Here is a 13321-nt window from a genome sequence, read left to right on the forward strand (position 1 = left end):
GCAGTGCGAACCTTCAGGCAGCTCGCGAACGCAGGCAAAGCACCGCTGCCGCTAGCCGGTCGAAGCTCGCAAAAAAAGAGACCGGCCAAGCGCGGTGCGCTTGACCGGTCTCCCGGAAAACTCGACCGTCAGGCGGCGTCGGCGGGAACCGCCCGCCGCGCGGACAGCTTCGCGGCCAGCGCGGCGAAGCCGGCGGTCAGCAGGTCCGCGACGGTGAACATCACCCGGGACGCCACCGCGAACGCGGTCGCCTGGCCGACCGTCAGGCCGCTGGCCGTGAGCACCGCGACCTGGGCGACCTCGCGAACGCCGACCCCGCTGGGCAGGATGAACGCGAAGGTGCCGACCGTCATCGCGACGGCCATCGCGCCCACGCACAGGATCAGGCCGTTGAAGCCGGGTGCGCCGACCGAGTTCGCCAGCAGCCACAGGTGCACGCCCTGCAGCACCCAGGCGCCCATGGACGCGCCGAAGGTCTTGACCACCACGCCCCAGCCCAGCGGCTCGGCGAGCGGCGGGCGGCGCAGGATCTTCAGCACCAGCGAGGTGCCCCAGGTCAGCACGCGCGGGTGCAGCAGCGCGAGTCCGACCGGAATAAGCACGAACAGCCACATCGCGCGCGGGCTGTTGCTGAACACCGCCGGAGCCGCGAGCAGCGAGACGACCAGCGCGGACACCACGCCGACGCCGAGCTGGATCAGCGACCCGGTGAAGATCCGGGCTCGCGCCAGGCCCGCCTTGCGGCCCAGCTCCATCTGCAGCAGGTACGCCCACACCGAACCGGGCACGTACTTGCCGAGCGAGCCGACCAGGCAGATCTGTGCGCCGCGGGCGTAGCCGATCGGCTTGCCCAGGTGGTCGACCAGGACCTGCCAGCCCCAGGTCGACACCATGATGGACGCCACCAGCGCCAGCAGGCTGAGCACCGAGGACTGCCAGGCGACGTCGTCCAGCGTGCGCCAGAATTCGTCCCAATTGGACGCCAGGCTCTTCGCGGCGAACCCGATCACCAGCAGGATGGCGACCCAGCGCACGATGTCGAGCACCCGCGCCTTGGTGGACTTGCGGGCTTTCGGACTAGCCGGGGATTCCTCCGCGGACGGGGTCTCGTCCCCGGGTGTGCGTACGGTCGTCACTGCTTTCTCAGCTCCTCAGGCCTGAACCGTGACCAGTCGGCTGAACTCGAAGAGCAGATCGTAGCCGTCCCACACCCCGGCGAAGGTGAGGGCCGACCCGAACGGCACGACCCGGTCCACCCCGCGGCCGGCCAGCGCTGTCACGAAATCGGTCAATTCCTCGCGGGTGAAGCCGAACTGGCTCACCGTCTGGTCCTTGCGCTGCACGATCGGAACCAGTTCGGCCAGCGATTCGACCGAGGCGTTGGCGAACGTGCCCGCGCCCAGCCACTCGCGCGGCATCACGGTAGCGTCGGCCAGCTCGAGCGTGGCCAGCGCGTTGCCGTCGAAGCGGATCGACGACACCAGGCCGTCCACCGCCGCGCCGTACGCGGACACCCGCTTCTGCACGGCCATCGCCGGCTCGGTGACGTGCTGCTTCGCGACCAGCACCTCGGCGAGCAGCCGGCGGAACTCGTGCCCGGCCGCCTGCGCGCACTCGGCGTCGCCGACCCAGAACACCGCGCGCGGCGACGAGCAGGCGGCCTGGTCGAACCAGTACGAGTCGTTGTAGAAGCCCTCGGCAGCGGCCTTGCGCTGCTCCGGAGTGGCTTCTTGCCAGCCGCGCACCGACGCGATGGCGAACGACGAGCGGTCCGGGAAGGTGAGGTCGCGCGCGTGCGGGGCCAGCGGGTACTTCCGCAGCGCGGCCACTGACGCGTCGCCACCCCAGATCACCCGCAGGTCGGCGGCCAGCGACAACGCGCCGCTGACCTCGTCGCTGCGTTCGTAGGTGACCATCCGCTGGGTGGCCCGGATGGTGGCCGCGGTTTCCGGCGACACGTCGTCGAGCGCCGCGTTCAGTGCCTCCAGCACCGCCTCGGCCGCCCCGGCCGAACGCGACGAAACGCGCACCACGTTGCTGTTGCCCGCCAGCGCGGACAGCGCCCACGAGTAGACGAAGATCGTGTCCACGTTGGCGGGCGGAACGTGGAAGACCAGCCCGCGCGGGAACCGCAGCGAGTCGCCCGCGGTTTCCAACGTCGCAAGCGACTTGGCCAGTTCTCCCTTGCGCAGGAAGAAACCCAGCGAAGCCAGCTCCGGGAAGCGGCGCGCCAGCGCGGGCGCGAGCAGCTTGCGGGCGAACTTGGTGACGAACTCGACCACCCGCGGGTCGCCGACGGTCAGCCGTCCGCCGGGCGGCTCCTCGCGCACCTCGTCCAGCAGCGCGTCGGCCGAAACCGAGCCGCCGAGCGGAAAACGCTGTTCGAGAACACTCACGCGGCAGCTCCCGAGAACGTGTCCGAGCACCCGCGGGCCTCGGCCTTGGGCAACCGGCCGAGCACCGAGAAGTGCTTGCCCGGCCAGTCGCCGTCGTCGATTCCGTTGTACACGCCGAGGTCCTCGGTGAGCAGGACGTGCCCCGGATACGACTTCGGCAACGTGCTCACCACCTCGATCACGCCGGGCTTGCCGACCGGCTGTTCTTCCCAGGTCTCCGGGTCGCGGATCACCACGTCGGCGAAGTCCGGGCAGTACAGCGAGTTCCCCGACGGGCCCTCGAGAAACACGGTGCCGATCTGCTCGATCATCCCGTAGTAGTTGTGGATCTGGGTGAGCCCGGTGTCCTCTTTGAACCGGCGGCGGAACTCGGTGTTGTCGACCGCGCGGTCGATCAGCTTCTTCCAGCCGCCGGAGTGGATGAGGATCCCGTTGGACAGGTCCAGCTCGTTCTCGCGGGCCACCTCGTAGAGGTACTGCCACACCATGAACGTGAAACCGAAGATCAGGAAGGGCTTGTCGCCGTACTCGGCGAGGAACTTCTTGACCGCCTCGACGTCCGGCCGGTCGTTCTCGTCCAGCACGTAGGTGTGCTTGCGGCCGAAGTTGGCCATGCCGAGCACGCCCGCGCCGCGCGCGGAGAAGGACCGGCGGTTCTTGATGATGCCGATGGTGTCGACCATCAGCATCGGCAGCCGTTCGCCGCCGAGGACCTCCTGCAGGGTGGCGCCCAGCTGCTTGGTCTGCGCGCCGGCCGCCTCCTTGTCCAGGTAGATCCGCGACGCACCGGCCCCGGTGGTGCCCGAGGAGGTGAGGGTCTTGAACACCTCGGCGTCCGGGATGGACTTGAGATCGTGCGTCTTGAACATCCGCACCGGCAGCCACGGCAGGTCGGCGATCGCGCCGAACGAGGCGTCCGGCGCGATTCCGAGCGAGCTCAGGATCCGCTCGTACCCGGCGGAGTTCGCCCGGTGGTGCGCGGTCAGCTCGGTCAGCTCGGGAAGCAGGACCGCTTCCCGCTCCGCCTGCGAGCGCGTGAACACACTCATACCCGTCCTTCCAGAGACCGGTAGTCGATCTTGCCGCTGGCCAGCAGCGGCACGGTGTCGATCGGCCGGACGTCGAACCCGCTGCTGTGCAGGTGCAGCCGCTCCGAAAGCGCCCGCGCGGCGTCCTTGCAGATCGCCTTCGCGCCGTCGCCCTCGGGCAGTTCGGCGAACAGCACGACCTTGTCGCCCGCCGCGACAGCGGCCACCACGTCGATGCCCACCGCCGCGGTGCGCACCGCCTGCTCCAGGTCGTCCAGGCTGACCCGGTTGCCGAACACCTTGCCGATCCGCTTGAGCCGGCCGGTGATGTACAGGTAGCCCTCGTCGTCGAGGTACCCGAGGTCGCCAGTGGCCAGCAGCCCGCCGCGCTCGTCTCCCGCGGCCAGCCCTGCTTCGTCCTCGGCGTACCCCATCATCACGTTAGGTCCACGGTAGAGGACCTCGCCGACGATCTTCGGGTGCGTGGTCTCCTCGCCGTCGTCCCGGCGGATCGAGAACGCGCCGCCGGGCAGCGCCGGACCGGCCGAACCGAGCTTGTCGGCGAGCCGCTCGGCAGGCACCGTCGTCATCCGCGGCGACGCCTCGGTCTGGCCGTACATGACGTACATCCGGCCGCCGACCGCGAGCATCTTCTCGTTGAACTCGGCGACCAGTTCGTCCCGCAGCTTTCCGCCCGCTTGGGTGAGGGTGCGCAGGGTCGGGTATTTCGCCGGGTCGAACTTCAGCCGGCGCAGCATTTCGTAGTGATACGGGACGCCGGAGAGCGAAGTGACTCCGTGTTCCTTCACCGAATCCCAGAAACCGCGGCCAAGCACGCCAGACGATTCGATGACCACCGTCGCGCCGCGCACCAAATGCGAATTCAGCACAGAAAGGCCGTAGCTGTAGTGCAGCGGCAAGCAGGTCGGTGCGACCTCGTCCGCGTCGATCCGCAGCACCTGCGCGATCGCGTCCGCGTTGGCCAGCAGCCCCTGCCGAGACAGCCGGACCAGCTTCGGGTTACCGGTGGAACCACTGGTCGGCAGCAGAACGGCCAGGTCCGGGTGCGGAACCGTGCCGTCGGCCGATTCGCGCACCCAGTGCCCGTTCTCCGCCTGGTACCCGTCCGGCGCGTCCGCCTCGGGCGCGGCCAGCACCGCGGCCGGCCGGAACCGGGCGATCAGGCCCGCCAGCACGTCCGCGTCCAGCGCCGGGTCGATCAAGGCGACCGCCCGGCCCGCCTCGAACGCGCCGAGGTACCTCAGCACGCTGTCCAGCTCCAGCGACATCCGCGCGAACAGCACGCCGGGCGGCAGCTCCGCCAGCGCGGCCGCGGACCGCTCGATTTCCGCCGTGAGCTCCTCGCCCGCCAGCGTGCCGCCCCCGGCCACGTCGACCAGCCGGGACCCTGCGCCAACCAGATTCACCGAATCTCCTCGTCGTGCTCGTGCGGCGGCCGCCGGTTCGCACCGGCTCCGGCCGTCACAACACCAGGCCGCCGTCGATGCCCAGCACCTGGCCGGTCACGAAGGACGCCTCGTCGCTCGCCAGGAAGCGGATCGCCTTCGCGACCTCCTCGGCCTTGCCGAGCCGGCCCAGCGCGGTGTCTTCGATGCGCTCGGCGATGACCTTCTCGCCGAGGTGGGACGTCATGTCCGTCTCGATCACCCCGGGCGCGACCGCGTTGACCCGGATGTTGTGCCTGCCCAGCTCCTTGGCCGCGGACCGGGCGATGTTGCCGACAGCGGCCTTGGACGCGGCGTACGCGGTCTGCCCCGCGCTGCCCCGCTCGCCGACGATCGACGCCAGCAGGACGATCGCGCCGGACTTGCGCCGGCTCATCACCCGCGAAGCGGCCTGCACGGTGTTGATGGTGCCGCCGACGTTGGTCGAGAACATGCGGTCGACCAGGTCGTCGCTGATCATGCCGAGCAGCGCGTCCTCGAGGACGCCGGCGTTGGCGACCACGATGTCGAGCGCGCCGTGCTCCTTCGCGACCCCGCGGACCAGCGTCGAAACCGCCTTGGCGTCGGTCACGTCGAGCGCGAGCCCGGCGGCAGCGCCCGCCTCGGCGGCGATCTCCTTCGCCCGGCTCTCGTCCCGCCCGGTGAGCACGACGGTGGCGCCCGCCTCGACGAGCGCGCGAACAGTGGCCAGGCCGATCCCGCGCGTCCCGCCGGTGACGAGAGCGACGCGGCCGGTCAGATCAGTCATTCTTCGAAACGAGGTCGGCGACCATGTCGACGGCGACCTTGAAGCTCGACATGTCGATCACCTGGTCGGTGTCGAACTCGATGTCGAACTCGTCCTCGATCGCGGCGACCAGGGCCATGTGGCCGACCGAGTCCCACGCCTCGAGGTCGCGGTACTTGAGGTTCTCCACATCCACGTCCCCGTCGAGGTCCAGCGCCTCGACGAAGACCTCGCGCAGCTTGGGGGCGACTTCCGGCCTCGCGGCCTGAGCGTCAGACACAGTCATGGTTCCTTTGCACTTAGTGTTCTTCGCGCGGGCGTGCGTCCCACGCCCTGACCAAGGTAGAGAGTTCTTCAGGCAGGCCGTCGGCCGGGAGGTCGCCTTTGCCCTTCACCCACGGCCCGAGCGCCTCGACGGCCGCCTCGTCCAGGCCGCGGCGGGACAGCCCGACCACATTGACGCCGGTCACCCGTGCCGGGTTGCCGACCGTGATGGTGAACGCACCGACCTCCCGGCGGACCGCGGAGCCCATGCCGACCATCGCGCCGGGGCCGATGCTGCCGCCCTGGTGCACGACAGTGCCCATGCCGAGGTTCGCGAACGGCCAGACGTGCGTATGCCCGCCGAGCATGACATTGCAGGCGAGCGTGACCTGGTCGTCGACCAGCACGTCGTGCCCGATGTGGCTGCCGCGCAACACGTAGCAGTCGCTGCCGAGGGTGGTGGCCCGCCAGGTGCCCTGCTGGATGCTGGTGTACTCGCGGACGCGGTTCCGGCTGCCGATCACGACGCCGTGGCCGTCCTGGCCCGGGTCGCCGGTCGGCGCGCCCTCCCAGGCGACGGGATGCGGACCGCCGCGGTCCTCGCCCGGGGTGCCGATCGTCACGTGCGGGCCGATCCAGTTGCCGTCGCCGATCCGGGTCGGCCCGACGATGACCGCGTACGGTCCGATGACATTGCCTTCGCCCAGCTCCACGCCCTCGCCGAGGACTGCAGTGGGGTGGATCCGGTTGGGTGCCGCAGGTGACACAGTCGCTGATCCGTTTCGTCGCGTCCGGCCGGTGTGGCCTGGGGTCAAGGGCTTGCGGCGGCGCCCGGTAACGTGTGGCCCGCGTGCACGCAGGGGTCCGGGCGCAGAACCGGCGGCTCACTGTACCGGACGCACCGAAATCCCCAGCCGAGAGAGACTGCCGATGATCCCCATTACCGTGGTCGACGTCAAAGACGCGGAGGACCTGGTCGTCGAGGTGCTGCGATCCGGCGCCATCGCACAGGGACCGATGGTCAAGCGCTTCGAAGAGGCTTTCGCGCAGGTCGCGGGCACGAAGCACGCCATCGCCGTGAACAACGGGACGACCGCGCTCGTCGCGTCCCTGCAGGCGCTCGACCTGCAGCCCGGGGACGAGGTGGTGACCACGCCGTTCACCTTCGTCGCGACCCTGAACGCGATCCTGGAAGCAGGCGCGACCGTCCGGTTCGCCGACATCCGGCGCGACGACTTCGCGATCGACCCGGACGCGGTGGCCGCCGCGGTCACCGACCGGACCAAGGTCCTGATGCCGGTGCACCTGTACGGCCAGACCGCCGACATGGGCAAGCTCGCGCCGTTCGCGGCCGAGCGCGGCCTGCAGGTGATCGAGGACTCGGCGCAGGCGGTCGGCGCGTCGTTCGAGGGCAAGCCGGCCGGATCGTATGGCATCGGCTGCTTCTCGCTGTACGCGACGAAGAACGTGACCACCGCCGAGGGCGGTGTGATCACCACCGACGACGACGCGCTGGCCGACAAGCTGCGCGTGCTGCGCAACCAGGGCATGAAGGCCCGCTACCAGTACGAGATGGCCGGCCACAACTACCGGATGACCGACCTGCACGCCGCGGTCGGCATCCCGCAGCTGGCGAAGCTGGACCAGCTCACCGCGGCCCGCCAGGCCAACGCGAAGCGGCTGTCCGAGGGCCTGGCCGGCACGCCGGGCCTGGACATCCCGCAGGTGCTGCCCGGCCGCGAGCACGTCTGGCACCAGTACACCGTGCTGGTCGGCCCGCACGCGATGCTGTCGCGCGACGAGGTCGCCGCCGCCCTCACCGAAAGGGGCATCGGCAACGGGATCTACTACCCGAAGATCGTCTTCGACTACGAGTGCTACCGCGGCCATCCGCTGATCCCGGACGCGAAGGTCGAGGACTTCCCGGTGGCGGCCGACGTCGCCGCGCAGGCGCTTTCGCTGCCGGTGCACCCGCACCTGAGCGAAGCCGACGTGGACCAGATCGTCGCCGCGGTTCGCGAGGTGCTTGGCGCATGACTCACCGCATCGCACTCGTCGGCACCGGCAACATGGGATCGCTGCACGCCCGCGTGCTGTCCCAGAACGACCGGGTCAGCCTGACCCGCGTGATCGACCCGCGCGAAGAAGCGGGCCGCGCCGTCGCCGACCGCTTCGAAACGCAGTGGACGCCGGAGATCGGCTCGCTGTCCGATGTGGACGCGGTGGTGCTCGCCTCGGCCACCGAGGTGCACTACGAGCTGGCGCAGGAGATTCTCGGCCAAGGCAAGCCGCTGCTGGTCGAAAAGCCGGTGTGCAACAGCCTGGAGTTCTCCCAGGACATCGTCGCGCTGTCGGCGCAGAAGGACGTCCCGCTGATGTGCGGGCTCCTGGAGCGCTACAACCCGGCCGTGATGACCGCCCGGGCGCTGGTGAACGAACCGGTGCACCTGATGGCGCGCCGGCACGGACCGTACGCGCCGCGGATCAAGACCGGCGTCGCGTGGGACCTGCTGGTGCACGACGTCGACCTGGCGATCCAGTTCTTCGGCGGGGCCACTCCCGGCCGGGTCACCTCGAGCGCGGGCTACTTCCACCCGCAGTCGGTCGAGGGCGCCGAGGACACCATCGAGACCGTGCTGTCGTTCCCGAGCGGCCTGGCCACCGTATCGGCCTCGCGGCTGTCGCAGCGCAAGGTCCGTTCGCTGATGGTGTCCGAACTGGACCGGATGGTCGAGATCGACCTGCTGCGCCGCGACGTGACGATCTACCGGCACGTCTCGCACGATTCGGTCACCCCGGACGGCCTCGGCTACCGCCAGCAGACGGTGATCGAGATCCCCGAGCTGGTCAGCGCGCGCGAGCCGCTGGCGACCCAGCTGGACCGGTTCGTCGACCTGCTCGAGGGCAAGGTCGACGCGGACACCGAGCGGGCGCTGATCCTGCCCTCGCACGAGGTCGTGGCGCAGGTGCTGGCCGAGGCGGCCTGATTACCTGGTGAGGCGGGTGCCGTCCGCGGAGTAGGCGACCAACGGGGTCGCCCGGTCCGCGGATGGCACGTCCTTCTGGTTGAACCAGAACACCACGACGTCGGGGTCCTGGCTCCAGCGCGCGAGATTCGCGGCGACCGGTCGGCCGTCCACTGTGGTCACGATGCGCGCGGCCGGCCCGGCGAAGTAGCCGTAGACCGGCACCCAGGTGCCGGAGACGGTCATCCCGCCCGACGTGGCATGGAAACCGAAGGAGCGGTCGCTGCCTTCGGTTTCGTTGGCGAAGTACAGCGGGCGCAGGTCGCCGTCGCGTTCGCGGAGCCCGGCCACGACGCCGAACTGGACATCCGGCATGGTCTGCGGATCGTCGATTTCCGTCGCGTAGAAGACGAGCTGCGCGTCTCCGCTGTAGGTGCCGGTCGTGATCATCTTGCCGAGTGGCCGCGATTCGCTCGTGGTCGGCGCGGCGGTGGTCGACGGCACCGGGTCTGACGGGGCGGTGGACAACGCCGAGGGTGCCGCGGCCGCCTGCAACTGCCGCGGCGGCGAGGTGCCCGGGGTGCGCAGCCAGACCGCGCCGAAGACGACCGCGACCACGGCGAACACCGCGCTGGCCGACGTCAGGAACCGCCGTCGGCGCCGAATCCGCCCGCCCTCGGCGAAAATCCGGTCCAAGTCGGGCGCGGCGAAGGATTCCGCGGGCGATTCGTGCAACGCGGCACGGAGCCGGTCGAGTTCGTCGTCGCTCACTTCTCACCCCCCGACCAAAGCGCCGCCCTCGACGCGCAGTTTCGCGAGCGCACGCGAGTTGGTGCTCTTGACGGTGCCGACGGAAACGCCGAGTTCGACAGCCACTTGCTGCTCGGGCAGATCGAAGAAATGCCGCAGCACCACGACGGTGCGTTCGCGCGCGGTCAGCCGGGCCAGCGCGCCGGAAAGCCATTCCCGATCGGTGACGGCCTGCGAAATGTCCGGCATCCGCGCGGTTTCCGGCAGTTCTTCGGTGGCGTATTCGCGAATCGGCCGGCGCCAGCTGTCGATGACGTGGTTGGCGAGGACGCGGCGAGCGTAGGCGTAGGGATTCTTCCGCCGCACTCTGGCCCAGGCGGCATAGGTGCGGGTGAAGGCAGTCTGCGCGGCGTCCTCGGCCTGATGGCGGTCGCCGGTGAGGAGGAACGCGGCGTGTGTGAGCCGGGCGGAACAGGACCGCACGAAGTCGGCGAACTCGTCGTCTCCGCGCACCTGTCCACCCCTGCTTTCCCGGTCTTTGCCGACCAGGTTACGGGGATTGAGGTAGTGCGTCGATGAAGTCGGGCGCTCAGCGCTGGGCGCGGGGGTCGATCAGGGCGTCCAGGTTGAGCTTGATCGCGGCACCGGCCACTTCGAGCGAGACGTCGCCGGAGAATTCGCCGGAGACCTCGTAGTGGCAACGAGGATGTCTGGGACACGGATCGTCAGCAGGGTCTCGGTCACGATCATTTCGAACTCGCCGATGGCCGCCGACTCGGCGGCATCTGCCCAGTCGTCCAGGGCCAGGAGGCGGTGAGGCCGCTCAAGGGCACTCACGCACGTTCAGCGGCCGGGAACAGCGTCCCGTGTTACCCGGTGCGCCCGCCAGCCGCGCGCACCGGGTAATCGCTTCACTTCCCGCTGAAGTCCCCCGACGGAGAGCCCCATCCCGAGGAATCGTCCGACATCGCGCGGCGGCGGGCGTTCTCCTCGCGGACCCGCTTCACCTCCGACTGGATGTACTCCTCGTCGTAGCGCTGGAACACCCGCGCCGGGTTGCCCGCGACCAGCGAGCGTTCCGGCACGTCCTTGGCCACCACCGAGTTCGGCTGCACGGTCGCGAAGTCACCGATCGTCACACCCGGCATGATCACCACCAGGCCGCCGATGAAACAACCCTTGCCGATCTTCACCGGCTTGCGTTCGATCAGGTCGCTGCCGGAGTGGTTCTCCAGCGCCATGTTCGACAGCCAGCTCGAGTGCGTGAACACCAGCGTGTTCAGGCCGATGCTGGTGTGCTCGCCGATCTCCAGGCCGCCGCTGGCGTCGAGGGTCGCGCCCTCGCCGATCCAGCAGTGCTCGCCGATCGTGAGGTTGCCCGGGCTGACGATCTTGACTCGCTCGCGCACCCGGCACGACTCCGGCAGGCCGTAGAACTTGGCCCGCTCGGCGTCGTTGAGGTACTGCGACACCAGATCGTTCATGATCATCGGACGCAGCCGGTTGCTGCGCTCGTCGTCGAAGAACATCAGTTGTCCGCCACCAGTTTCGTGAGTACCCGCAGGTGTTCCTCGGCCACTACGTCCAGCCCGAAGTTGTCGCGGACCATCGCGCTTTCCCGTTCGGCGATTCGCGCGCGCTTCTCCGGATCGTCCAAAAGGGACAGCACGGTGGTCTTGACCGCTTCCGAGTCGTTCGGCTGCACCAGCAGGATGTTCTCGCCGTTGCGCAGCTCGATGCCCGGGTAGTTGTCCTCGGTGACCGACGCGATCGTCGCGGTGCCGGACAGCATCGCCTCCAGCGACGCGGTGCCGCAGCCGCCGTTGAGGTCGTGCGTGACGATGTCCGCGGCCGCGAAATACGCCGGCACGTCGGCCTTGGGCACCGCGCCGGTGACGATCAGCGCGTCCGCCACACCCAGTTCCTCGGCCCGGCGCTGGAACGCGTCGTGATACACCCGGCCGACGATCACCACGCGCAGCCCGGGGTGCTTCTCCAGGATCTCCGGCAGCGCCTCGATCAGCGGCAGCCGGTTGCGCAGCGGGATCACGTGGCCGAGCGACACGATCAGCGGCGCGTCCCCGATCTCCAGTTCCGCCCGCACGTCCTTGGTCACCGGCTTGGCGAAGTGCCCGGTGTCCACCGCGATCGGGAAGTACTCGGAGTTGTCGTCGCTCGTGCCGTAGCGCTGCACGCAGTAGTCCACGCCGAGCTTGTCGAGAATGACGTAGCGCGGGCGCAGGTACTTCAGCACCGGCTTGACCAGCATCGCGTCAAGCGCACGGAACACCCGCCCGTACATCTTGTTCTCGCTGATCAGCAGCGTGTGGATGGTCAGCAGCACGGGCAGCTTGCGCCGCCGCGCGTAGACGCCGACCATCCAGGACAGGTCGAAGAACTGCCCGTGCAGGTGCACCGCGTCCGGCTTGAACTCGTTCAGCAGCTTCCACAGCCGCCGCCAGTTGCCCGGCCGCATCGACGCGAACGTCATGTCGAAGTCGATCGACAGGCCGAGCTGCGGCATCTTCACCGCGGGCAGGCGCACGACGCGGTAGCCGTCGCGCTCCTCTTCCGCCGGCGCGTCACCATAGGCAGCGGTGATCGCCAGCACTTCGTTCCCAGCGGCCGCATACTCGGCGGCCAGCGAGGCCGACATGTGCGCGCTTCCGCCCACTCGCGGCGGGAAGAAGTTGTTCACCACCACGATTCGCATGGGCTTTCCTTCGGCCGGGCCCGCAGTGCTCATTCCGCTTCCCCCTGGGATAACGCGCCGACGGAAGTGCTCACGCGGAGTCCCGCACCAGCGCGCGCATGCCTTCTTCGACGGTGATCTGCGGCTCCCAGCCGAGCACCTCGCGGGCACGGGTGATGTCCGCGGCGCGGCGGGACACCAGCACGTCGCGCTTGTTGAACTCCGGCTCGACGTCGACGCCGACCGCTTCGATCAGGATCTTCGCCAGGGTGGCGATCGAGGTGTCGATGCCGGTGCCGATGTTGATCGGCAGGTTCGCCTGCTCCGACTCCAGCGCGGCGACGACGCCCTTGGCGAGGTCGGTGACGTGCACGAAGTCCATCGACTGGTCGCCGGCGCCGTCGATGACCGGGGCCTGACCGGCGCGCAGGCGCTGGATGAAGTGGTTGATCACCGAGGTGTAGTACGCCTCGATCTTCTGGCCGGGGCCGTACACGTTGAAGAACCGCAGGGCGTTCCAGGAGAGGCCCTTCTGGCGCTGGTAGAAGCCCAGCAGGTCCTCGCCCGCGCGCTTGGAGATGCAGTACGGGGTGAGCGGGTTGAGCTTGTCGTCCTCGTGCATCGGCAGCTTCTCCGGCTCGCCGTACACCGAGGCGCTGGACGCGAACACCAGGCGCTCGACGCCCTCGTCGGCGGCGGCCGCGAACACGTTGTGGTTGCCGACCATGTTGATGTCGATCGACTCGCCCGGGTCCGCGATCGACTTGTTGATCGACACGGTGGCGAAGTGGATCGCGTGCGTGCAGCCGCGCATCGCCTCGCGGACGCCGACGCCGTAGCGCACGTCCTTCTCGATCAGCTCGACCTTGCCGGTGGCGACGAGTTCGTTGACGCGGTCGCGGTCGCCGCGGGTCATGTTGTCGAAGATGCGGACCGAGTAGTCCTTCTCCAGCAGGATCGGGATCACGTGCGAGGCGATGAAGCCGCCGCCGCCGGTGAAGAAGACCTTCTTGTCGGACATGTTTTCTCCTC

Annotated in this window: 14 protein-coding genes; 2 read left to right on the top strand and 12 right to left on the bottom strand. The window is 69.2% G+C overall.

Annotation, left to right across the window (positions count from 1 at the left end; all coding sequences use genetic code 11):
* Window positions 1-128: 128 nt before the first annotated feature.
* The 7 genes from AMYBE_RS0131590 to AMYBE_RS0131620 are packed head-to-tail and all read right to left on the bottom strand — an operon-like array spanning window position 129 to window position 6648.
* The gene (locus AMYBE_RS0131590) at window positions 129-1136 is read right to left on the bottom strand and encodes a lysylphosphatidylglycerol synthase transmembrane domain-containing protein (RefSeq protein ID WP_020663394.1); all 1008 of its coding nucleotides are present in this window, start codon (window positions 1134-1136) and stop codon (window positions 129-131) included.
* A 15-nt stretch (window positions 1137-1151) separates the two neighbouring features.
* Entirely contained in the window at window positions 1152-2396 is a 1245-nt protein-coding gene (locus AMYBE_RS0131595; protein ID WP_020663395.1) for an acyl-CoA reductase, read from the bottom strand.
* Window positions 2393-3445: a LuxE/PaaK family acyltransferase gene (locus AMYBE_RS0131600; RefSeq protein ID WP_020663396.1), complete on the bottom strand. Its 1053-nt coding sequence runs from the start codon at window positions 3443-3445 to the stop codon at window positions 2393-2395. The genes AMYBE_RS0131595 and AMYBE_RS0131600 overlap by 4 nt, the downstream gene beginning before the upstream one ends.
* On the bottom strand, window positions 3442-4851 hold the full coding sequence (locus AMYBE_RS0131605; protein WP_020663397.1) for an AMP-binding protein: 1410 nt from the start codon (window positions 4849-4851) through the stop codon (window positions 3442-3444). Before AMYBE_RS0131605 ends, AMYBE_RS0131600 begins: the two co-directional genes overlap by 4 nt.
* Window positions 4852-4906: 55 nt before the next feature.
* A complete protein-coding gene (locus tag AMYBE_RS0131610) occupies window positions 4907-5638 on the bottom strand; it encodes an SDR family NAD(P)-dependent oxidoreductase (RefSeq protein WP_020663398.1) in 732 nt (243 codons plus the stop codon).
* Window positions 5631-5903: an acyl carrier protein gene (locus AMYBE_RS0131615; protein ID WP_020663399.1), complete on the bottom strand. Its 273-nt coding sequence runs from the start codon at window positions 5901-5903 to the stop codon at window positions 5631-5633. Before AMYBE_RS0131615 ends, AMYBE_RS0131610 begins: the two co-directional genes overlap by 8 nt.
* A 13-nt stretch (window positions 5904-5916) precedes the next feature.
* The gene (locus tag AMYBE_RS0131620) at window positions 5917-6648 is read right to left on the bottom strand and encodes an acyl-ACP--UDP-N-acetylglucosamine O-acyltransferase family protein (protein ID WP_027928209.1); all 732 of its coding nucleotides are present in this window, start codon (window positions 6646-6648) and stop codon (window positions 5917-5919) included.
* Between the two features lie 163 nt (window positions 6649-6811).
* Here AMYBE_RS0131620 and AMYBE_RS0131625 point away from each other — a divergent pair, with 163 nt between their 5' ends.
* Window positions 6812-7918, top strand: coding sequence for a DegT/DnrJ/EryC1/StrS family aminotransferase (locus AMYBE_RS0131625; protein ID WP_020663401.1), 1107 nt, complete (start codon window positions 6812-6814; stop codon window positions 7916-7918).
* Complete coding sequence (locus AMYBE_RS0131630; RefSeq protein WP_020663402.1) at window positions 7915-8868, top strand: Gfo/Idh/MocA family protein; 954 nt, start codon at window positions 7915-7917, stop codon at window positions 8866-8868. Before AMYBE_RS0131625 ends, AMYBE_RS0131630 begins: the two co-directional genes overlap by 4 nt.
* On the opposite strand, the gene AMYBE_RS0131635 is transcribed toward AMYBE_RS0131630, so the two are convergent.
* From AMYBE_RS0131635 to AMYBE_RS0131655, 5 genes are all read right to left on the bottom strand, one after another.
* Entirely contained in the window at window positions 8869-9618 is a 750-nt protein-coding gene (locus AMYBE_RS0131635) for a hypothetical protein (protein ID WP_020663403.1), read from the bottom strand.
* Between the two features lie 3 nt (window positions 9619-9621).
* Entirely contained in the window at window positions 9622-10110 is a 489-nt protein-coding gene (locus tag AMYBE_RS0131640; protein WP_020663404.1) for a SigE family RNA polymerase sigma factor, read from the bottom strand.
* A 398-nt stretch (window positions 10111-10508) separates the two neighbouring features.
* The gene (locus AMYBE_RS0131645) at window positions 10509-11126 is read right to left on the bottom strand and encodes an acyltransferase (RefSeq protein WP_020663405.1); all 618 of its coding nucleotides are present in this window, start codon (window positions 11124-11126) and stop codon (window positions 10509-10511) included.
* Window positions 11126-12310 (bottom strand): glycosyltransferase family 4 protein, encoded by a 1185-nt coding sequence (locus AMYBE_RS0131650; protein ID WP_020663406.1) that lies wholly within the window; start codon window positions 12308-12310, stop codon window positions 11126-11128. Before AMYBE_RS0131650 ends, AMYBE_RS0131645 begins: the two co-directional genes overlap by 1 nt.
* Window positions 12311-12380: 70 nt before the next feature.
* Window positions 12381-13310: an NAD-dependent epimerase/dehydratase family protein gene (locus AMYBE_RS0131655; RefSeq protein ID WP_020663407.1), complete on the bottom strand. Its 930-nt coding sequence runs from the start codon at window positions 13308-13310 to the stop codon at window positions 12381-12383.
* Window positions 13311-13321 lie beyond the last annotated feature (11 nt).

Origin of the sequence: Amycolatopsis benzoatilytica AK 16/65, assembly GCF_000383915.1 — a bacterium.
Taxonomy (GTDB): domain Bacteria; phylum Actinomycetota; class Actinomycetes; order Mycobacteriales; family Pseudonocardiaceae; genus Amycolatopsis; species Amycolatopsis benzoatilytica.